Here is a 20193-nt window from a genome sequence, read left to right as displayed (position 1 = left end):
GCCGATTTCATTCAAAATGAAACCGGCCCGGCCGCAAAATGGCCCGCATGGCTTGAAAAGCGCCGAAATGGCACCACTCTTACCCGCTCATGCGCCGCGCGGCGCTCGCTAGAATGAATTTCATGGCAACGACCCCTCCGTCCCTTCCACCTGCGCCTCCCGTGCGCAGCCCCGCCGTGGACGACGGCGGCTCGGTGGTGCTGGAGCGGCGCACCCAGCGGACCGATCCGCCCCGGATGTACCAGGTGCTCATGCTCAACGACGACTACACGCCGATGGAGTTCGTGGTCGTCGTGCTGCAGGAGTTCTTCGGCAAGGACCGCGAGACCGCCACGCAGATCATGCTCAGGATCCACCTCGACGGCAAAGGCGTCTGCGGCGTGTACTCGCGCGACGTGGCCGCCACCAAGGTGGAGCAGGTGCTGGCCGCCGCCCACCAGGCCGGCCATCCGCTGCAGGCCGTCAGTGAGCCTGTTGAATAAAAGGCCTTTGGCCCTGAAATAAAGTCATCCCAACGCAAGCACAAAGGAGTTCTCACATGATTGCCCAGGAACTGGAAGTCAGCTTGCACATGGCCTTCGTTGAGGCCCGTCAGCAGCGCCACGAGTTCATCACCGTGGAGCATCTGTTGCTTGCATTGCTCGATAACCCCAGCGCAGCCGAGGTGCTGCGCGCCTGCGCCGCGCAGATCGACGATCTGCGCGCGTCGCTGTCCAACTTCATCAAGGACAACACCCCCCAGGTGGCGGGCACCGACGAGGTCGACACCCAGCCCACGCTGGGCTTCCAGCGCGTCATCCAGCGCGCCATCATGCACGTGCAGTCCACCGGCAACGGCAAGAAGGAAGTCACCGGCGCCAACGTGCTCGTGGCCATCTTCGGCGAGAAGGACTCGCACGCCGTGTACTACCTGCACCAGCAGGGCGTCACGCGCCTGGACGTGGTCAACTACATCGCCCACGGCATCAAGAAGGGCGAGCCGTCCGAGCCGCCCAAGCCCGAGAGCCAGGGCGATGGCGAGGACGGCGGCCCGCAGGGCGAGCGCGGCAGCGAGAAAGCCTCGCCGCTGGAGCAGTACACGCAGAACCTCAACCAGGCCGCCAAGGAAGGCAAGATCGATCCGCTGATCGGGCGCGACTACGAGGTCGAGCGCACCATCCAGATCCTGTGCCGCCGCCGCAAGAACAACCCGCTGCTGGTGGGCGAGGCCGGCGTGGGCAAGACGGCCATCGCCGAGGGCCTGGCCTGGCGCATCACCGAAGGCACCGTGCCCGAGGTGCTGCTGGAGGCCAACGTCTACGCGCTCGACATGGGCGCGCTGCTGGCGGGCACCAAGTACCGTGGCGATTTCGAGCAGCGCCTCAAGGGCGTGCTCAAGAGCCTCAAGGACAAGCCGCACGCCATCCTGTTCATCGACGAGATCCACACGCTGATCGGCGCCGGCGCCGCGTCGGGCGGCACGCTGGACGCGAGCAACCTGCTCAAGCCCGCGCTGTCGTCGGGCCAGCTCAAGTGCATTGGCGCCACCACCTTCACCGAGTACCGCGGCATCTTCGAGAAGGACGCCGCGCTGTCGCGCCGCTTCCAGAAGGTGGACGTGGTCGAGCCCACGGTGGCCGAGACCATCGAGATCCTCAAGGGCCTGAAATCGCGTTTCGAGGAGCACCACAGCGTCAAGTACGCCGCCGCCGCGCTGCAGGCGGCGGCCGAGCTGAGCGCCAAGTACATCAACGACCGCCATCTGCCCGACAAGGCCATCGACGTCATCGACGAAGCCGGCGCGGCGCAGCGCATCCTCGCGCCGAGCAAGCGCAAGAAGACCATCGGCAAGACCGAGATCGAGGAAATCGTCGCGAAGATCGCGCGCATCCCGCCCGCGAACGTGAGCAACGACGACCGCAGCAAGCTGCAGACGCTGGAGCGCGACCTCAAGAGCGTGGTGTTCGGCCAGGACAAGGCGCTGGAGGTGCTGGCCAGCAGCGTGAAGATGGCGCGCTCGGGCCTGGGCAAGGGCGACAAGCCGATCGGCTCGTTCCTGTTCAGCGGCCCCACGGGCGTGGGCAAGACCGAAGCCGCCAAGCAGCTCGCCTACATCATGGGCGTGGACCTGATCCGCTTCGACATGTCGGAGTACATGGAGCGCCACGCCGTGAGCCGCCTGATCGGCGCGCCCCCGGGCTATGTCGGCTTCGACCAGGGCGGCCTCTTGACCGAGGCCATCACCAAGAAGCCGCACGCCGTGCTGCTGCTCGACGAGATCGAGAAGGCGCACCCGGACATCTTCAACGTGCTGCTGCAGGTCATGGACCACGGCACGCTGACGGACAACAACGGGCGCAAGGCCGACTTCCGCAACATCATCATCATCATGACGACGAACGCGGGCGCCGAGACCATGAACAAGGCCACCATCGGCTTTACCAACCCGCGCCAGGCGGGCGACGAGATGGGCGACATCAAGCGCCTGTTCACGCCCGAGTTCCGCAACCGGCTGGACGCCATCGTCAGCTTCAAGCCGCTGGACGAGCAGATCATCCTGCGCGTGGTGGACAAGTTCCTGCTGCAGCTCGAAACCCAGCTCGCCGAGAAGAAGGTGGAAGTCACCTTCACCGACGACCTGCGCAAGCACCTGGCCAAGAAGGGGTTCGATCCGCTGATGGGCGCGCGCCCGATGCAGCGCCTGATCCAGGACACCATCCGCCGCGCGCTGGCCGACGAGCTGCTGTTCGGCCGCCTGACCGAGGGCGGCCGCCTGTCGGTGGACATTGCGCACAAGACGGATGACAAGGGCGTGGAGACCTCCGAGGTGCTGCTGGACATCCAGTCGCTGGCGAAGAAGGAGCGTGGCGCCAAGTCGGAGCCCGCCGAACCCGAGGAAGCGACGGCGGACTGACCTCCGCCCGCCCCCGCAGAAAACCGCAGCACCCGCTGCGGTTTTTTTATGGAAAGTGGCTTTTCCCCTTGCTGGACAAGCGCCAGCAGCTATTGAAAAAAGAGCGCTTGTCAGCCCCGCGCCAGTGCCAGCAGCTCCTGCGCCAGCAGCACTTCGACCTCGCTGGGCTCGAACTGCTGCTGCAGCAGCGGCACGGCGAAGCGGTACTCCGCCTCCTGGCGCCGCAGCACGTAGGCCAGTTGCAGCCGGGCCAGCGACGTTTGCAGCGCACGCGCCTGGCCGGGAATGCCGTGGGCTTCCAGCAGGGCGTTGAGCGGCGCCAGGCCGGTGCAGCCGTGCCGGGCCGTGTGGTAGACGGCGATGCGGTCCAGGCGGCAGGCCGTGGGGTCGCTGCTCAGGCGGCTCCAGCCGGCCAGGGTGTCCTGCACGGCCTGCGACGCCAGGGCCTGGTTCAGGTGGCGCAGTTCGATGGCGCGCTCGCCGCCTTGCAGGGCCTCCAGGCATTCCTGGCACAGGATCGACACCAGGTTGGCGCGCTGGCCGCTGGCCTGCGCCAGCCGCTCGGCCAGCCCCGGGTGGGCGAACGCCAGGCGCAGCCGCTGCAGCGGCTCGGTCGCCAGGCGCAGGCAGGCGTCGTGCTCCAGCGCGCCGATGGCCAGCACCTCGCCGAAGTTGCGCAGCGGCGACTGGTAGTCGAGCACCGCCGCTTCGTACAGGTCCCAGAAGCCCGCCAGGATGAAGCAGCAGCGCCCTTCGTCGCTGAGCGCGCGCAGCGCGGCCAGCCCGGCGTAGTGGCTGCGCGACTGGTCGCGGAAGAACTGGTCGGCCTCGTCCACCAGCAGGTAGATGCGCTTGCGCGGGTCCTGCGCCTGCAGGTGGGCGATCACGCCGTCCAGCGGCGTGTGCACGTCCAGCGCGAACTGCGCCGCCAGGCGCGGCGCCAGCCGGTGGTCGCGCAGCGAGACGTAGTGGCACACGATCTGCGGGTGGTCGCGCAGGCGCCGCTGCACGGCCTTGAGCAGGCTGCTCTTGCCCAGCTGGCGCCCGCCCACCACCAGGTAGTTGGCGGGCTCGCGCCCGAGGATGCGCGCCAGCAGGCGCTCGCGGCCGAAGAAGGCGTCCTCGCGCGTGACGCCGCCGCGCGTCTGGTAGGGCGAGATGCGCGTGACGCGCAACTGCTCCGTCAGCACCCGCAGCAGCACCGCCTGCGCGTCGGGCGCCAGCAGCCATTCCGTCTGGCTCGGGCTGTCGAGCAGCACGTGCAGGTTGGCCCGGTCGGCGGTGTAGCCCGCCAGCGCGTGCAGCGGCGTCTCGTCGCTGTGCGGCGCGCAGACCAGCAGCACGTCGGCCCCGGTGGTCAGGGTGCGCAGGCGCTGCACCAGCGAGGAGGCGCTCAGCTCCGGCGGCGGAAAGTAGGCCACGCAGCGGTCCAGCGCCACGGGCATGTCCGGCGCGAAGGTCCAGACGAACACGTGGCCGGGCAGGGGCCAGTCCTGCGCCGCCTGGCAGCGCGCGGCCACGCGCTCGGCCAGGGCCTGGGCGCGCGCCGTGGGGTTGGCCTGGGTGTAGCGCAGCGCCCGCTGCCAGTCGCGCGGCGAGATGGCGGCGGCCACCAGCGTGGCGCGCAGGCGGCCGGTCCAGCGCAGCAGCCGGTCCAGCGGCGCCAGCCGGTCCAGCGGGGTGCGGCGCAGCCGCGCGGGCCGCAGCTGCGCCGGCCCGATGAGCGGGTGGCGCAGCAGCCACAGCGCGCCCGCGGCCAGGAACACGCCGGCGCACACCAGCATCAGGGTGCGCAGCCAGCCGAACGGGTCGTATTCCTCTGCAGGGGCGCTACCGCTGCTGTCTGCGCGCTCGCAGTTCAGCGGCAGCAGGCGCGGCGGCGGGGCGGGCTGGCCCGCGCGGCAGGACCAGTGGCGCGAGGGCGCGTCCATGCGCAGCAGCACCTGCGTGCCGGCCAGGGCGCCGAGCTCCGGGCGGTCGGCGACGCGCATGCCAAGCTGGTAGGGGGCGGGCGAGGACACCTGCACCAGGCCCGGCAGATGCGGGGGCGCGAGGGCCTGCAAGTCGGCGGGCCACTCATCTTCCTGCGCCACGGCCTCGCTGAGGGCCAGGCGCCATTGCGCAATCTCGGCCCATACCGCCCCGGCCTGGGCGGCGCCCAGGGCACTCTTGCGCGTGAACGGGTTGTACTGCGGCAGCAGCACCGCGCTGACCACGAGCCAGGTGAGCACGGCGAGCACCAGGCCGCGCAGCACCGGCCAGGACAGGACGGGGCTCATGCCGCGCAGGATTCCAGCACCGCCCGGGCGGCCGCGCGCACGGTGTCGCAGCGCCAGTGCAACTGCGCGCCGCCCTCGGCCGGGCGCGCGTGGATGAGGTTGCCCCAGAACAGCGTGCGCAGCACGTCGTCCTGCAGGTAGGGGCGCGCGCGCCCCAGCGTGGGCGCCTGCAGCAACTGCGCCAGGCGCGGCGGCAGGCCGGGCTGGCGGGCCAGCGCCAGCAGGGTCTGCCACAGGCGCGGGCTGGCGGCCAGGTGGGCGTGCAGCGGCGCCCGCGCCGTGTGCGCCTGCACCGGCCCCTGGGCGCACAGCCACTGCAGGCCGTCGTCGATCAGCGCGGGGTGGCCGCCGCTGGCCTCCAGCAGCGCCTGCAGCGTGGGCCGGGGCCAGTCCACGCCGGGCCAGCGCTGGTGCGCCATCAGCGCCACGTCGTCCAGCGTGGGTTCGGGCCAGTAGTGCACCTGGGCGATGTTGAGCAGCGACAGGTCGCCGCTGCGGTACTTCAGGTCGGCCAGGGCCTCGCCGCCGCACAGCAGCAGGTGCAGGCGGCCGCTGTGCATTTCGCTGAGGCTGCGCAGAATGCCCGCCAGCGACTCGCGCAGCGCCGCCGTGCCCTGCTCGAAGCGGCTCACCAGGCAGAACAGGCGCCCGCCGGCCAGCAGGCGCTGCTCCAGCCGGCTCTCGAACGCGCAGTCGGAATCGATGTCGCCCAGGCCGCATTGCCGGCCCAGGGCGGCGAAGTACTCCTCGGGCGCGGTGCTGGTGCTGTAGGGCGGCTGGATGTGCAGCACCGCGTCGGCGCCATAGTGCGCCCGCGCGCGCAGCAGCAGCTCCTGGCGGAACGGCGGCTGCCCCCAGTGCGCCTGCGACAGCAGCATGGTGATGGGGTAGGGCGCGGCCTGGGCCAGCTGCGCCAGCAGCCGGTCCATGAACCCGGCGAACGGCACGCCCGCCTGCGGCTCGGCCTGCAGTGGAAACTCCGCCGCGAACCCGGCCGCGAGGAACAGGCGGTTGGTCTCGGCCTCGGTCAGGCGCAGGTAGGCGGCGCACGAGGCCAGCCGGTCGCGCGAGCGCGCGTTGGGCAGCGAGACGCCGTTGCGCCAGTTGTTCACCGCCTCGCGGCTCAGGCCGATCTCGGTGGCCACGCCCGAGGCGCTGGCGCGGATGCGGCGCATGTACAGCGAAAGCAGGTGCGAAAAGGAATCCTCGGCCATGGTCTGGGGTTGTGGGGGGGCAGGGCGGTTCAGAGCCAGGGCCGCAGCAGCGGCCAGGCCTTGATGCAGCCCAGAACGCAGGCCGCGAGCAATGGACTGTAGAGCATGGCGAAGCCCAGAAAAGTGGCCATGCCATCGCCCGGCTCCGCCTCGGGGCCGGTGCGGCGCCAGTCCCGCACCTCCATGCCCGCGTGCCACAGCAGCAGCGCCACGGCCAGCGCGAGCGTGGCGGCGTAGGCGTACTGCAGCGCGGGCGCCTGCAGCGGGTAGAAGTAGCCTGCCAGCACCACGCCCGGGGCCAGGAAGGTCAGGTGGATCAGCCAGGGAAAGCGGTCGTCCGGGCCGGCATCGCCCGCCGCCCCATCGGGCTGCAGCATGGCGTGCCAGCAGGCAAAGCCCAGCACGAAAAGCAGTCCGCCCCACCACTCGATCGGTGTCAGCATGGTTTCATCTCCAGGTTGGTTGTGCGCAGGGCGTCAGGGCTTTGGAGCGGTGCCGCCATCGCCATCGCCATCGCTATCGCTAGCGCTTTCGTCGTCGTCATCGCCGTCGCCCTCCCAGCGCTGGCGTGCGCGGTGCATGTAGAACAGGGGCCAGGCCACGGCCAGCAGCAGGCCCAGGCCCAGCCAGAGCCACAGGCCCTTGAACAGCAGCGCCGTGACGATGGTGAACAGCACGGCGTGCCACAGCCCCTTGAGCCCCGCGCCCAGCACGGCGAAACCCGCCACGGCCTCCACGGGGGACACCCCTTTGCCGCGCAGTTCCGCCGCCAAGCCGGCGAGGGCCTGCACGGTCTCCTGGGCCTCGCGCGCCTGCGTGGCCTGCTGCGCCGCCACCTGCGCCACGGGGGTGGGCCGCGCCGGGTCGCTCAGGGTGCAGTCCGGCGCCGGGCCGGGCGCGGCGCCCTCGGGCGGGTAGATGCCGCCCTCGGGGTCGATCAGCGCGCGGTGCTGCGGGTGGCGCGCCAGCCATTCGCGGTGGCCGATCCACTGGCCCGCGTCGATGTGGTAGCGCTCGCGCTCGCACACCTGGTCGTAGAACACCTCCATCACCGCGGCCCGCAGGCCGTGCCGGCCCAGGTGCTCCAGCAGCGCCCAGGGCACGGGGGCCGAGGTGCCGGTCTCGAACCCGTAGACCAGGTGCGTGCGGTGGCCGGCGAACCAGTGGTTGAAGCGCGCCGGGGCGCCCCACAGCTGGGCGGCGTCCACCCCGCCCAGCTCTTGCGCCCAGTGTGCGGTGTTGTCGGCGTCGTCGCGCTGCAGGTATTGCAGCAGCAACTGGAACTGGCGGTGCAGCAGCGGCGGCTCGAAGAACAGGGTCAGGGTGTGGGCGTTCTGGGACATGGCGGTGGCGGCGTGGCGGTGGCGTCGGGCGCATTGTGGTGCGCCGCCGCGGGCTTGTCCTGGGGAAGCTGTCCAGTCGCGGGGCGCGGCACTGGACGTTTTGTCCAGTGCGCGCGCAGCGCCGCGCCAAGGCCGAAACCGCCCCGGGTTGTGCTATTGAAAGAAGAGCTGCCAGCGATTGCCAGTCAAGGGCTGGCGCCTATTTTTGTCCTGATTCCTGCGGGGGCGGCACGATGCGCCGCAGCAGCGCCTGGGTGGCAAAGCCGTCGGCCACCAGGCCCTGGCCTTGCTGGTAGCGGCGCAGCGCCGCGCGTGTGGCCGGGCCGATCACGCCGTCGGGCGCGCCGGCGTCGTAGCCCTGCTCGTTCAGCGCCTGCTGCAGCGCCTTCACCTCGGCGCGTGACAGCGCCGCCTCCTCGCGCGGCCAGGGCGCCTGCAGGCCGGTGCCGCCGTCGATCTGGCGCGCCAGCAGGCCCACGGCCAGCGCGTAGTTCTCGGAATTGTTGTAGCGCAGCAGCGCCCGGAAGTTCGCCCCCACCAGCACCGCCGGGCCGCGCGCGCCCGCCGGGGTGAGCAGCGCGGCCCCCTCCAGCGCGGGCAGCGCGGTGCCGTCCAGGCTGCGCACGCCCTCGGCCGCCCAGGCGGCGCTGGCCTGGCGCACCCCGGCCAGCCCGGCGCGCGCGTAGTCGAAGCCCGGGGGCAGTTGCACCTCCACGCCCCAGGGCTCGCCGCCGCGCCAGCCCGAGCGCGCCAGGTAGTGCGCGGTGGAGGCGGCCACGTCGGGCACGCTGCCCCAGATGTCGCGGCGGCCATCGCCATCGGCATCTACCGCATAGGCCAGGAACACCGAGGGCAGGAACTGCGTGTGCCCCATGGCGCCGGCCCACGAGCCCTGCATGCGCTCGGGCGCGATGTCGCCCTGGTCGAGGATGCGCAGCGCCGCCAGCAGCTCGCGCCGCGCCCAGGCGCGCCGCCGCCCCTCGAAGCCGAGCGTGGCCAGCGCGTCCACGGTGCGGAAGCTGCCGAAGTTCTGCCCGTAGTTGCTCTCCATGCCCCAGATGGCGGTGACGATGGCGCTGGGCACGCCGTAGCGCGTGGCGGCGGCCTCCAGCGCCGCCCGGTGCGCGGCGCGCTGGGCCTGGCCCTGGGCGATGCGCTGGGGCGAGACGGCGGCGTCCAGGTAGGCCCAGGGCGTGCGTGTGAACTCGGGCTGCGCGCGGTCGAGCGCGATCACGCGCGGCAGCAGCTGGGCGCTGCCCAGCGCCTGGCGCACGGTGGCCGGGCGCAGGCCCTGGGCGAGGGCCTCGCGCTCCACCTCGGCCAGCCAGGCGGCGAAGCCCGCCTGCTGCGCGTCGGGCTCCGCCGGTGCCGTGCCGGCAGGCGCGGGCAGGGGGGCGGCGGGGACGGCCGGGGCGGAGGCTTGGGGCGCGGGGGCGCTGGCGCAACCCGCGAGGGCGAGGGCCAGCGCGGCCAGGGGCCAGAAGGAACGGGGGGAGGGGGCAGGGTGCATGCGTGGATTGTCCCCCGCCCGGGCCGTGCGCGTTACCAGCGGTAGGTGGCCGTGCCGATGAGCTTGCGCGGCTCCCCGTAGAAGCAGCCGTACATGGCGCAACTGCCGATGTAGGTCTTGTCGGCCAGGTTGCTGAGGTTCAGCGCGAAGCGCCACGGGCCGGTGTGGTAGCCGACCATGGCGTCGAACAGCGTGAACGAGGGCACGGAGACGGGCGTGCCGTGCGCCATGCCGCGCGCCTCGCCCATGTGGCGCACGCCCGCGCCCACCTTCAGCCCCGGCAGGCCGAAGGCGCCGAAGTCGTAGTCGGCCCACAGCGAGACCTGGTGGTAGGGCACGGCGATCGAGCGCGCGCCTTCCTGCGCGGGCTGCAGCGGGCTGGCGCGCACGGTGCGCGCGTCAGTGTAGGCATAGGCGGCGATCAGGTGGGCGTTGCGCCCGACGCGCGTGCGCGCCTCCAGCTCGGCCCCGCGCGAGCGCACCCGGCCGTGCTGGATGGCGTAGTTCGGGTCCTCGGGGTCGGTCACCGTGAGGTTGTCGCGCGTGAGCTGGTACACGGCTGCCGACACCAGCGTGTCCGCGCCCGGCGGCTGCCAGCGCACGCCGGCCTCGATCTGCGTGCCGGTGGTCGGCTTGAAGCGGCGGCCCTCGCGGTCGCGGCCTTCGGTGGGCTCGTAGGATTCGCTGTAGCTCAAGAAGGGCGCGACGCCGCCCTCGCCCAGATAGACCAGGCCCGCGCGGCCCGTGAAGGCGTTGCTTTTCTCGCCATCGGCCCACTTCTCACCCGTGAAGAAGGCGCGCTCGTCGTAGCGCAGCGTGTCGTAGCGCCCGCCCAGCAGCAGCACCCATTTCTCGCCGATCTTCATCTGGTCCTGCAGGTACAGGCCCATGCGCTTGGTCTGCAAGGTCGAGGAATTCCCTGCAGGCACTGCGGGGCCCAGGGGCTGGCCATAGACGGGCGCGTAGTAATCGAGGGGCTTGCCGCTGCGGTTGTAGCGCTCGGTTTCGTGCCGTGGTGTCGAATAGTCGAAGCCGATGAGGGCCGTGTGCTGCACGCTGCCATGCGTGCCCTGGTACTGCAGCGAGGTGTCGATGTTCGTGGCCGAGGAGCGGTCCCAGCGATCCTGGGCATCGCGATCCAGCGTGGTGCGCTGGTCGCTCGCCAGGCCCCAGATCCCCGCATTGTTGTAGGCGTTCTGCGCGTGGTAGTAGCGCAGGTTGTGGCGCAGCGTGAAGCGTTCGTTGAAGGCGTGCTCCAGCAGGTAGCCCACGGAGTAGCGCGTGAGGTGGAACTTGTCGTAACCGGGCTCTCCCGTGTAGAGATTGCGCGGCATGGGCCCGTTGGCGTTGGGCAGCACGGTGCCGGGGCCCGGTAGCCCGTAGACATAGGCCGTCTTGTCCTGGTGGTACTCGCCCAGCAGGGTCAGCGAGGTGCGCGCGCTGGGCTGCCACTTGAGCGCCGGGGCGAAGTAGGTGCGGTCGTCGGGCACATGGTTGATGAAGCTGTCGCTTTCGCGCGCCAGGAACGTGAGCCGGTAAGACCACTCGCCATCCGCGTCCAGCGCGCCGCCGAAGTCGCCCGACACCTGCTTGCGCGCGAAGCTGCCCAGCTCCAGGTTCAGCTCGCGCAGCCGCTCCGTGGTGGGGCGCTTGCTCACGGTGTTGATGATGCCGCCCGGCGCCGAGGCGCCGTAGAGCACCGAGGCCGCGCCCTTGAGCACCTCGATGCGCTCCAGCCCATACGGCTCCTGCCTGCCGTTGTAGTAGTTGACGGTGTAGGGCGTGCCGTCGCGCAGATAGGTGCCCACGTTGCTCGACTGGAAGCCGCGCAGGAAGATGCCGTCGGTCGTGCGGTCCAGCCCCTCGGTGCGGCTGATGCCGGCCACGTAGCCCAGCGCGTCCTGCAGGCTCTGCGCCTTGAGCGTCTCGATCTCCTCGGCGCCGACGACGCTGAGGGACTGCGGCGTTTCCAGAATCGGGGTGTCCGTCTTGGTGCCGGTGGCGCTGCGCCGGGCCGCGTAGCCGCGCAGCGGCCCCGTGGCGCTCTCGGGCTCGGTGCTGGCGCGCACCGTCACTTCGTCCAGCGTGGCGCCGGTGCGCGCCGGGCGCTCCACCACCAGCGTGCGCCCCTGTACGCGGCCCTGCAGGCCCGAGCCCGCCAGCAGCGCGCGCAGCGCGTCGGCCACGTCGTGCGTGCCCTGCACGGCCGGGGCCTGGCGGCCCGCCGCAAGCTCCGGCGCGAACGCCAGTTGCAGCCCGGCCTGCGCCGCCAGCGCGGCGAGCGCCGGGGCCAGGGGCTGGGCCGGAATGTCGAAGCGCGCGGTCTGCGCGGCGGCGCACTGCAGCTGCAGCGCCAGGGCCGCCGCCATGGCGGCATGGGCAACGCCGCGCAGGCGCAGGGTGTGGGGCAGGGTGGCGGGGGATCGCATGGCGGGTGAGTCCTTCGTTCAGGGTGAAATGTTGGCTTTCACCTTGCTGGACGAACGAGATGCGAAAACCCTGAAGGTTTTTTGCGCTGGGCCGTAAAGAATATCAATTTGATAGCTTCCAGCGCTTGACTGGCAAGGGTTTGAGGCCGATTTGGCTTATGAACTGCCTCGGTCGCTCATGGCGTGCTGAAATGCCTGTCGAGCTTGTCCAGCAGTGCCAGTCCGCGCTGCGGGTCGCCCGCCGCCGCCGCGGCGCGGAATTGCGCGGCCAGGTCATGCTGGGCCAGCGCGACCGTGGCCAGTTCGTCGAACAGGCGGTTCACGCTGACATGGCGGCTTTCCGCCAGTTCCTTCAGGCGGGCGTGCTTGTCGTCGGGAATGCGCAGGGTCACTACGGACATGTCAATCCTCCATCAAGAGTTCGGCCGGGGTCAGCGCGGCCAGATTCGGAAAACGCAGCTCGGCACGGCGGAAGTCGCGGGCGTTGTGCGTCACGATGGCGTGGGCGGACGCAGCCACCGCCAGCTCCAGGACGTGGTTGTCGGCTTCGTCCGGCAAGTTGGGCGGCCATAGGAAATACACATCCACCAGGCGGCTCGCGGCCATCAGCGCGTGGAACAGGGCCTGCCGTTCCTGCGGGTCGAGTGGGGAGGCCGCAAACAGCGCATGCCGCCCCAGCAGATCGCGGTATCCGGCGAACAAGGGCAAGGACATGCACACGTCGTAGCGCCCCGCCAGCCAGCGCCGCAGCACCTCGCGCGCCGCGCCATCGGCGCTGCGCAAGGCAGCGACAAAAACATTCGTATCGACAACCACGCGCTTCATGGGCTGGATGATAGCGCCGGAGATAGCATCCGGCCAAGGCGGGGTGCCCGCTCTACCGCCCCGCCAACAGCATGCCCCCGCCGTTTTCGCGCACCACGCGCACGGGCAGCACGCTGGGCAGCGCCTGCAGCCAGTCGGCCGCCTCGGCGATTTCCACCGTGCCGCTGATGCGCAGCCGCGCGGCGCGGGCGTCGGTGCGCAGGTCGAAGCGGGCATAGCGCGCAAGGCGTGCCGCGGCCTCGCCCAGCGGCACGGCGTCGAAGTGCAGGCGGCCGTGGCGCCAGGGCGCGGCGGTGCCGGGTACGGCCTCGGGCGTGCCGCCGGGCGTGACGCGCAGGCCCTCGCCCGCGCCCAGGCCGCCGGCCAGCATGGCGCCGCCGCGCTCCACGCGCACGCGCCCGGATTCGACCTGCACCAGCACGGCGCCGCCGGGCTCGATCTCCACGCCGAAGCGCGTGCCCAGCACGGTGACCGTCACGTCCAGCGCCTGCACCACGAAGGGCCGCTGCGCATCGTGCTGCACGGCGAAGAAGGCCGCGCCTTCGAGCAGCCGCGCGCCGCGGCGGCGGGCGTCGTAGGCGAAGGCGATGCGGCTTTGCGCGTCGAGCGTGAGGCTGGAACCGTCCGGCAGCGGCTGGGCCAGGCCGCGCCCGCGCGCGGCGGCGTAGCTGCCGTCCCAGCGCAGCGCCTGGTCGTGCCACAGGCGCCAGCCGAGAGCGCCCGCCACGCCGAAGCCGCCCAGGGCGAGCAGCGAGGCCAGGCTCTTGCGCCGCCCCTTGGCGCGGGCCTGCGGGCGCGGGTCGCCGCGCCAGTGGTGCAGGGCGGCTTCGATGCGGTCGCCAGCGGCGGCCAGGTCGCGCTCGATGGCGCCCAGCGATACGCCCAGCCGCGCGGCGATGGCCCCTTGGCTTTCGCCCTGCACGCGGTGGGCCAGGAAGGCTTCGCGCGTGCGCGCGGGCAGGGCGGCCAGCGCCGCTTCGACGGCGGCCAGCGCCTGGCGGTACATGAGGCCGTCGGCCACGTCCGGGGCGTGGCTGGCAGCGGCGCCGGTGGCGGCGTTCTCCAGCGCATGGCCGTGCAGCCATTGCGCGCGGCGCTGGCGGTCCAGGCCGATGTGCGCGGCAGCGGTGCACAGGTAGGCGCGCGCGTCCTTCACGGCATCCTCCACGTGCCCGCCCGCCGCGCCGCGCTGCTCGGCCAGGCGCAGCCAGGTCTCGTGGGCGATTTCGCGCGCGTCGTCGCCGTTGCGCGTGCGGTGGCGCAGAAAGCGCACGAGCGCGTCGTACCGCAAGGGGAATTCGTCAAGGAGGGAGAGGCGGGCCGGCGTGCGCATGGGGCGCGAGCATAGCAAATGAGAATGAATATCAGTATTTGCGCGCCACATTCCCGCGCGCACCGGGCGGCGCCCGCACCCGGCATACTTGGCGCTTTGCGCCTTGGCGCCGGGCAGCGTTTTTTCCTCCATGCACACCTTCCTCTGGCACGACTACGAAACCTTTGGCGCCAACACGCGCCGCGACCGGCCCGCGCAGTTCGCAGGCATCCGCACCGATGCCGAGCTGAACGAGATCGGCGAACCGCTGATGCTGTACTGCCAGCCTGCCAACGACTATCTGCCCGACCCCGAGTCCTGCCTTATCACCGGCATCACGCCCCAGCTGTGCATGGAGCGCGGCGTGCCCGAGCACGAGTTCGCCGCGCGCATCGAGGCCGAGCTGGCGCGCCCCGGCACCATCGGCGTGGGCTACAACACCATCCGCTTCGACGATGAGATCACGCGCTTCATGTTCTGGCGCAACCTCATCGACCCCTACGCGCGCGAGTGGCAGAACCAGTGCGGCCGCTGGGATTTGCTGGACGTGGTGCGCATGGCCTACGCGCTGCGCCCCGACGGCATCCGCTGGCCCACCAAGGAGGACGGTGCGCCCAGCTTCCGGCTGGAAGACCTCTCCAAGGCCAATGGCCTGGCGCACGAGGCCGCGCACGACGCGCTCTCGGACGTGCGCGCCACCATCGCCCTGGCGCGGCTGGTGCGCCAGCACAACCCCCGGCTGTTCGACTTCGCCCTGGGCCTGCACAAGAAGGACCGCGTGATGGCCGAGCTGCGCCTGCCCGCCACGGCGCAGACGGCGCGGCCTTTTCTGCACATCTCGGGCATGTTTCCGGCGCAGCAGGGCTGCATGGCCCTGATGTGGCCCCTGGCCAGCCACCCCACCAACAAGAACGAGCTGCTGGCCTGGGATCTGGCGCACGACCCCGCCGAGCTGGCCACGCTGCGCCCCGAGGACATCCGCCTGCGCCTGTTCACGCGCCAGGCGGAACTGCCCGAGGGCGTGACGCGGCTGCCGCTCAAGAGCGTGCACTTGAACAAGTCGCCCATGGTGGTGGGCAACCTCAATACCCTCACGCCCGCGCTGGCGCAGCGCTGGGGCATCGACGTGGAGCGCGCCGCCCGGCACGCGCAGGCCGCGCGCGCGCTGCCCGACCTGAGCGCCACCTGGGCCGCGGTGTTCGAGCGCCCGCAGGAGGGCGCGCCCGACGTGGAGCAGGACCTGTACGGCGGCTTCGTCGGCAACGAGGACCGGCGGCGCCTGGCGCAGCTGCGCCAGCTCTCCGGCGCCGAGCTGGCGCACGCGCGCACCGGCTTCGACGACCCGCGTCTGGGCGAGCTGCTGTTTCGCTACCGTGCGCGCAACTATCCGCAAACGCTCTCGGCCGCCGAGCAGCAGCGCTGGCAGCAGCACTGCGCGGCCTGCCTGCTGCAGGGGCAGGGCGGCGCGCTCACGGTGCAGGCGCTGTTCGACCGCATCGACCAGCGCATGGAGCAGGCCGAGGAGCGCGAGGACGAACGCGCCCACGACATCCTGAGTGCGCTGTACGACTGGGCCGAGGCCATCGTGCCCGAAGTGTGAGATGCGGCCCCCCCTGAGCGGCTGCGCCGCTTCCCCCCGCTCTCGCATTGCTGCGCAATGCGGGCAGGGGGACGACGCCAGCGCGGCGGGGCGGCGCGGCCGGCCAAGGCCCTTGCGCGGCGTCTGCTGGCCTGGGCCGCGCTGGTTTTGAGAATTTCTTGCCCATGGCTGCCACCCCACCCATCGACCTGAATGCGCCGCCGCCCGACGGCCCGCACTACCTGCAGTCCGTGACCGACATGGCCGAGCGCTGCCCGGTGGTGGCGCACAGCGCCATCTACAACGACAGCGGCATCAAGCTGGTGGAAAAGGGCGCGCGCATCGACGCGCGGCTGTACGACCGGCTGGTGCAGCACCGCCTGCAGGACGGCATCGACGGCCACCTGAGTGCCGAGGACGCCGTGGACCTGCCCGCCATCGCCGCCCTGGCGCGCCAGCGCTGCCAGGAGCCCCTGCTGCAGCGCATGGCCCAGGCCGTGGGCGGCGAGGCGCGGCTGCTGGCCCCGCTGGCGGCCCTGCCGCTGCCCGCGCCCATGGCCTTCAAGCTGACGGTGATGCGCGAGCAGCAGCCCGCGCTGCTCGCGCACAGCGTGGGCGTGATGCTGGTGGCCCTGTACCTGGGCCTGCAAAGCGGCCTGGACGCGCCGGGCTGCGCCCCCCTGGCCGCCGCGGCGCTGCTGCACGACATCGGCGTGCTGCACATGGACCCCATCTGGCGCGACCCGGCGCACAAGGTGGCCGGCGCCGGGCGCAAGCACCTGGTGGCCCACCCCGTCACCGCCATGCTGCTGGTGCGCGCGCAGCCGGACTACCCGCCCGCCGTGGCGCAGGCGGTGCTGGAGCACCACGAGCGCATGGACGGCACCGGCTACCCGCGCGGCCTGGAGGGCGCGCGCATCTCCGCCATGGGCCAGGTGCTGCTGCTGGCCGAGGTGGTGGCTGCCTTCTTCGATAAATACGCCGACCACCCGGCCCAGCGCCTGTCGCTCACCCTGCGGCTGAACCACCGCAAATTCCCTGCGCCGCTGGTGGCGCTGGTGCTGCCGCTGCTGGCCGATGCCAGCACCACGGGCGCCGACCCCCAGGCCATGCAGCACGAGGCCGAGCAGCACGCCAGCGCGCTGGCCCAGGCGTTCGCGCGCTGGGCACAGCTGCGCGCGCCCTTGGCGGCCGGCATGCCCGAGGCCGGCGCCTTCATCGATGCCCGCCTGGCGGCACTGCAAAAAGCCCTTACCGAGGCCGGCTCGCACCCGCGCCAGCTGGCCGACATGCTGCCCCTGCTGCAGGGCGACGGCCAGGGCCTGGCCGAGCTGGCCCTGGTCGGGGGCGAAGCCCTGTGGCAACTGCAGGCCCTGGTCAACGCCGTGCAGCGGCGCTGGCCCCGGCTGGCCGAGCGCGCCAGCGCGGGCGACGCCGCCGTGGCCGACTGGTGCGACGCCTGCGGCCAGTGGCTGGCGGGCGTGTGAGGCACGCGCGCAGGGCGTTGTGCATGAAAATGGCCTCCAGCCCTTGCCAGCCAAGCGCTGGCAGCTATCAAATCTGAAACCATCGACCCCATGCACAACCCGCACGACCCCCGCGTTCTGCCGCTGCGCGACGGCGTGAGCCCGAGCTGCGTGGTGCTGCCCTCGCGCGTGGAGGGCAGCCTGCTCGACTTCCTGGCCCAGCGCCTGCCCGCCGTGCCCCGCGACGACTGGGTGCGCCGCATGGCCGCGGGCGACGTGGTGGACGAACACGGCCAGCGCGCCACCCCCGAGCGGCCCGCCGTGCCCGGCCTGCGCCTGTACTACTACCGCGCGCTGGCGCACGAGGCCGCCATCCCGTTCGAGGAAAGCGTGCTGTTCCAGGACGAACACCTGGTGGTGGCCGACAAGCCGCACTTCCTGCCCGTGGTGCCCACCGGGGCCTACCTGCAGCACACGCTGCTGGTGCGCCTCAAGCGCAAGCTGGGCCTGCCCGAGCTGTCGCCCATCCACCGCATCGACCGCGACACCGCCGGGCTGGTGCTGTTCTCGGTACAGCGCGCCACGCGCGGGCGCTACCAGGCGCTGTTCCGCGAGCGCAGCGTGCGCAAGGTGTACGAGGCCGTCGCGCCGTGGCGGCCGGAACTCGCGTTCCCGTGCGAGCGCATCAGCCGCATCGAGGAAAGCCCGCAGTTCTTCCGCATGCACGAAGTGCCCGGCGAGCCCAACGCCCACACGCGCATCGCCGTGCTGGAGGTGGCCGCCCCCTGGGCGCGCTACCGGCTGGAGCCCATCACCGGCAAGCGCCACCAGTTGCGCGTGCACATGAACGCGCTGGGGCTGCCGCTGCGCGGGGATGCGTTCTACCCCGAGGTGAACGATCCGCCGGACGGGGACTATTCCAATCCGCTGCAATTGCTGGCGCGGCGGCTGGAGTTTGTCGATCCGGTGACGGGGGAAGGGCGGGGGTTTGAGAGTGGGTTGGGGTTGAGGTAGGGGGCGTTTGGTGGGAGGCGACCCTATAGGGAGCCTCTCATAACCCCTGATCCGCGCAGAACATCAATGCCATCCGCGCATATTCCCGAGCCTTGAGTGCGCGGTAGCGCTTGCTCAAGGGGCCGAGCCCCGTGCCCCCGGGGCCTGGCGGCCCCAGCGGCTCATGCTTTCGCTGTGTGCGGACGCACCTGTGCCTTGCAGGTGCCCGGTTGGGGCTTGAAGAACGCATCCACGCCCCGATGCAGGAACGACGCCAGGCGTTTCATGTTGTAGCAGGCAGCCATCATCGTCATCGCCACCGTGGCCCGCGCCTGCCCGATCGTGCGCACGAACTTGCCGCCCATGTGCCGGATGCCGGCAAACGCATGTTCGACCTGGGCACGCTTGCTGGCAATGCGCTGGTTGCGCCGCTTCTGGCACTCGCTCAGGGGCTGGCCCGGCTGGGCCCTGCGCTGCATCGCGTCCACGAAGCCCAGCACTTGCAGCATCTGTCGACGCTGCCGGCTCGCGTAGGCCTTGTCCGTGTGCACGCTGCGCCCGGTGTTGTGCATGTCCAGCACCTCGTCGAAGTGGTGTCCGTCGTGCTCGCTGGCTGTGCCCGTGGCGATGCGGCGGATGAAGCCGTGCTTGAGTGACCTTGCCCCTGGAATCCGTATCCCATAGCTGATCTCATGAGTTGGCTTGCCGTGGTTGATTGGCAAGCCAGTCCTGCTCGAACTGCATTGGGCTGACGCAGGCCAGCGTCGAGTGCAATCGAGCACGGTTGTACCAGAGCAGCCAGGCTATGGTTTCGTCCTTCGCCTCGCGCCTGGTCTTGAAGCGCTGGCCGTGCAGCCGCTCCACCTTCAATGACCCGAACAGCGTCTCGCTGCAGGCGTTGTCCCAGCAGTTGGCTTTGCGGCTCATCGAACTGGTGATGCCGCACGCCTTGAGCGCGTCCTGGAAGTCGTGGCTGGCGTACTGGCTGCCCCGGTCGCTGTGGAAGATCAACCCGGCCTGCTTGTGCGGGTGGCGCTTGAATCACGCCATGCGTAGCGCGTCGATCACGATGTCGCGCGTCATGTCACCCCGCAGCGACCAGCCCACCACCTGGCGGCTGAACAGGTCGATCACCACCGCCAGGAACAACCAGCCCTCGTCGGGCTGGCCTTGCGCACAAAGTGCTCGTGGTAGCCCGCTATGCTGATTCGCAGCACCCGGCATTGCACCGAGATCGGCCACACGCGTCGGTGGCGTTGGACGAAGGCGTACTTCACCGCTGCGCTTTCGCGAAGTACGCCGTCGCTTTTTCCAGGATGTCGCGCTCCATCTTCACACGCGCCAGTTCCGCGCGCAGCCGGCTGATCTCCATCTGCTCGGCGCTCACAGGCTTGCTGTCAGCGCCACTGAGCTTGCCTTCGCGCTGCGCCTTGACCCAGTTGAACAAGGTCTGCTCGACCACGCCCAAGGTGCGCGCTGCCGCCGCGATGCTCTGCCCGCCCTCAACCAGCCGCACTGCCTCTTGCTTGAATTCGAGCGTGTAGCGCGCTCTTGCCGTCTTCGTCATTTACGTCTTCCTTGCTTGCATTGAAACACTCAGCAAGGGATACGTCTTTCGGGGGCAAGGTCATTCCAGGGGCAAGGTCACAGGCCCTGCCTTGTGCGGTAGATGATGTTTTCCGCATTAAGCTTGGATCGGCCTCTCAGGCGTTAGCCGGAAAAATGCAATGGGCATGCAAAGGTTGAGAAAAATCAATACTCCTCCGGAGGCTTTGCCATCTACTAAAAAAAGTAGACGGGACTTTTTGGGGCGCCGCATGTTGCTGATTGTTGTCTTTTATGATAGACGGGGCAATATGATAAAAAACAAGGGGGGGATATGTGCCTGGGTGGATTTCTGCGCTGCTGTGGTGCGAGATGTGCCATGCTATGGCGAAACATTGTATGGGTATTTGCTTTGTGTCCATGTGCGGTTTCACCATCGCCTTCGTTAGCTCAGGTTATTCAGCGTGGCGAATCTACTTCGCCGGTAGATTTTTGGTACTGGGCAAAAAGTGACCAAAAATATTTGAGTATCATTGCGCTAGATGCCAGGCGTCAGCAGGCTGTGATTAAAATAGATGGTGGGCGTCTCATTGTTACGAAACGTGGCGCTGCAATTCCTGGGTTTTCAGTTTATCTGGCAGGAATATCTGGTAGTACAGCGGTGTTTCAACCTTTAGCTACAGCCGGCGAAGAAAAAGTTGATCGCATCAGTATCACATTGCTCAATGGGAGTCAGATTACAAGCATTGCGCGCTTGCAGCCCCCAGCGCGATCATCTACAGGCGGATGGGTGATTCTGCCGTGA

At 70.2% G+C, this 20193-nt stretch carries 15 protein-coding genes and 2 pseudogenes; 6 read left to right on the top strand and 11 right to left on the bottom strand.

Annotated features, from left to right (window positions below):
* Positions 1-113: 113 nt before the first annotated feature.
* Both clpS and clpA read left to right on the top strand, forming a co-directional pair.
* Positions 114-482: an ATP-dependent Clp protease adapter ClpS gene (clpS, locus tag YS110_04465; protein UJB64068.1), complete on the top strand. Its 369-nt coding sequence runs from the start codon at positions 114-116 to the stop codon at positions 480-482.
* A 56-nt stretch (positions 483-538) separates the two neighbouring features.
* Positions 539-2893, top strand: coding sequence for an ATP-dependent Clp protease ATP-binding subunit ClpA (clpA, locus tag YS110_04460; protein ID UJB64067.1), 2355 nt, complete (start codon positions 539-541; stop codon positions 2891-2893).
* A gap of 110 nt (positions 2894-3003) precedes the next feature.
* Here the strand turns inward: clpA and YS110_04455 are convergent, their stop codons facing one another.
* The 9 genes from YS110_04455 to YS110_04415 form a co-directional block, all read right to left on the bottom strand.
* A complete protein-coding gene (locus YS110_04455) occupies positions 3004-5172 on the bottom strand; it encodes an ATP-binding protein (GenBank protein UJB64066.1) in 2169 nt (722 codons plus the stop codon).
* A complete protein-coding gene (locus tag YS110_04450) occupies positions 5169-6386 on the bottom strand; it encodes a hypothetical protein (GenBank protein ID UJB64065.1) in 1218 nt (405 codons plus the stop codon). Before YS110_04450 ends, YS110_04455 begins: the two co-directional genes overlap by 4 nt.
* A gap of 29 nt (positions 6387-6415) precedes the next feature.
* Complete coding sequence (locus YS110_04445) at positions 6416-6829, bottom strand: hypothetical protein (protein ID UJB64064.1); 414 nt, start codon at positions 6827-6829, stop codon at positions 6416-6418.
* 33 nt (positions 6830-6862) lie between these two features.
* Positions 6863-7729 carry a hypothetical protein gene (locus YS110_04440; GenBank protein UJB64063.1) on the bottom strand — a complete coding sequence of 289 codons (867 nt, stop codon included), beginning with the start codon at positions 7727-7729 and terminating at the stop codon, positions 6863-6865.
* Positions 7730-7928: 199 nt separating this feature from the next.
* Positions 7929-9239, bottom strand: a complete 1311-nt coding sequence (locus YS110_04435; protein ID UJB64062.1) for a lytic murein transglycosylase — start codon at positions 9237-9239, stop codon at positions 7929-7931.
* Positions 9240-9271: 32 nt separating this feature from the next.
* Positions 9272-11668, bottom strand: coding sequence for a TonB-dependent siderophore receptor (locus YS110_04430; protein ID UJB64061.1), 2397 nt, complete (start codon positions 11666-11668; stop codon positions 9272-9274).
* A 176-nt stretch (positions 11669-11844) separates the two neighbouring features.
* Entirely contained in the window at positions 11845-12069 is a 225-nt protein-coding gene (locus tag YS110_04425; protein UJB64060.1) for a toxin-antitoxin system HicB family antitoxin, read from the bottom strand.
* 1 nt (position 12070) lies between these two features.
* Positions 12071-12493, bottom strand: a complete 423-nt coding sequence (locus YS110_04420) for a putative toxin-antitoxin system toxin component, PIN family (protein UJB64059.1) — start codon at positions 12491-12493, stop codon at positions 12071-12073.
* Between the two features lie 52 nt (positions 12494-12545).
* Positions 12546-13826: a sigma-70 family RNA polymerase sigma factor gene (locus YS110_04415; protein UJB64058.1), complete on the bottom strand. Its 1281-nt coding sequence runs from the start codon at positions 13824-13826 to the stop codon at positions 12546-12548.
* A 130-nt stretch (positions 13827-13956) separates the two neighbouring features.
* Between YS110_04415 and sbcB the strand changes: the two genes are divergently transcribed.
* The 3 genes from sbcB (at position 13957) to YS110_04400 (ending at position 17864) form a co-directional block, all read left to right on the top strand.
* Positions 13957-15405, top strand: coding sequence for an exodeoxyribonuclease I (gene sbcB / locus YS110_04410; GenBank protein UJB64057.1), 1449 nt, complete (start codon positions 13957-13959; stop codon positions 15403-15405).
* Positions 15406-15644: 239 nt separating this feature from the next.
* Positions 15645-16871: an HD domain-containing protein gene (locus tag YS110_04405; GenBank protein UJB67345.1), complete on the top strand. Its 1227-nt coding sequence runs from the start codon at positions 15645-15647 to the stop codon at positions 16869-16871.
* Positions 16872-16961: 90 nt separating this feature from the next.
* Complete coding sequence (locus YS110_04400) at positions 16962-17864, top strand: pseudouridine synthase (GenBank protein UJB64056.1); 903 nt, start codon at positions 16962-16964, stop codon at positions 17862-17864.
* A gap of 161 nt (positions 17865-18025) precedes the next feature.
* On the opposite strand, the pseudogene YS110_04395 reads toward YS110_04400, so the two are convergent.
* Positions 18026-18496 (bottom strand): annotated as a pseudogene (locus YS110_04395) (transposase).
* A gap of 37 nt (positions 18497-18533) precedes the next feature.
* Positions 18534-19410 (bottom strand): annotated as a pseudogene (locus YS110_04390) (IS3 family transposase).
* Between the two features lie 357 nt (positions 19411-19767).
* Here YS110_04390 and YS110_04385 point away from each other — a divergent pair.
* Positions 19768-20193, top strand: coding sequence for a hypothetical protein (locus tag YS110_04385; GenBank protein ID UJB64055.1), 426 nt, complete (start codon positions 19768-19770; stop codon positions 20191-20193).

The sequence above is a fragment of the Acidovorax sp. YS12 genome (assembly GCA_021496925.1).
In the GTDB taxonomy this organism is placed as follows: domain Bacteria; phylum Pseudomonadota; class Gammaproteobacteria; order Burkholderiales; family Burkholderiaceae_C; genus Paenacidovorax.
This window is presented reverse-complemented; position numbering and strand designations above follow the sequence as displayed.

Bases quoted from the DNA above. Each gene is read 5' to 3' on its own strand.
- clpS (UJB64068.1), top strand. From the start codon at position 114: ATGAATTTCATGGCAACGACCCCTCCGTCCCTTCCACCTGCGCCTCCC.
- clpA (UJB64067.1), top strand. From the start codon at position 539: ATGATTGCCCAGGAACTGGAAGTCAGCTTGCACATGGCCTTCGTTGAG.
- YS110_04455 (UJB64066.1), bottom strand. From the start codon at position 5,172: ATGAGCCCCGTCCTGTCCTGGCCGGTGCTGCGCGGCCTGGTGCTCGCC.
- YS110_04450 (UJB64065.1), bottom strand. From the start codon at position 6,386: ATGGCCGAGGATTCCTTTTCGCACCTGCTTTCGCTGTACATGCGCCGC.
- YS110_04445 (UJB64064.1), bottom strand. From the start codon at position 6,829: ATGCTGACACCGATCGAGTGGTGGGGCGGACTGCTTTTCGTGCTGGGC.
- YS110_04440 (UJB64063.1), bottom strand. From the start codon at position 7,729: ATGTCCCAGAACGCCCACACCCTGACCCTGTTCTTCGAGCCGCCGCTG.
- YS110_04435 (UJB64062.1), bottom strand. From the start codon at position 9,239: ATGCACCCTGCCCCCTCCCCCCGTTCCTTCTGGCCCCTGGCCGCGCTG.
- YS110_04430 (UJB64061.1), bottom strand. From the start codon at position 11,668: ATGCGATCCCCCGCCACCCTGCCCCACACCCTGCGCCTGCGCGGCGTT.
- YS110_04425 (UJB64060.1), bottom strand. From the start codon at position 12,069: ATGTCCGTAGTGACCCTGCGCATTCCCGACGACAAGCACGCCCGCCTG.
- YS110_04420 (UJB64059.1), bottom strand. From the start codon at position 12,493: ATGAAGCGCGTGGTTGTCGATACGAATGTTTTTGTCGCTGCCTTGCGC.
- YS110_04415 (UJB64058.1), bottom strand. From the start codon at position 13,826: ATGCGCACGCCGGCCCGCCTCTCCCTCCTTGACGAATTCCCCTTGCGG.
- sbcB (UJB64057.1), top strand. From the start codon at position 13,957: ATGCACACCTTCCTCTGGCACGACTACGAAACCTTTGGCGCCAACACG.
- YS110_04405 (UJB67345.1), top strand. From the start codon at position 15,645: ATGGCCGAGCGCTGCCCGGTGGTGGCGCACAGCGCCATCTACAACGAC.
- YS110_04400 (UJB64056.1), top strand. From the start codon at position 16,962: ATGCACAACCCGCACGACCCCCGCGTTCTGCCGCTGCGCGACGGCGTG.
- YS110_04385 (UJB64055.1), top strand. From the start codon at position 19,768: ATGCTATGGCGAAACATTGTATGGGTATTTGCTTTGTGTCCATGTGCG.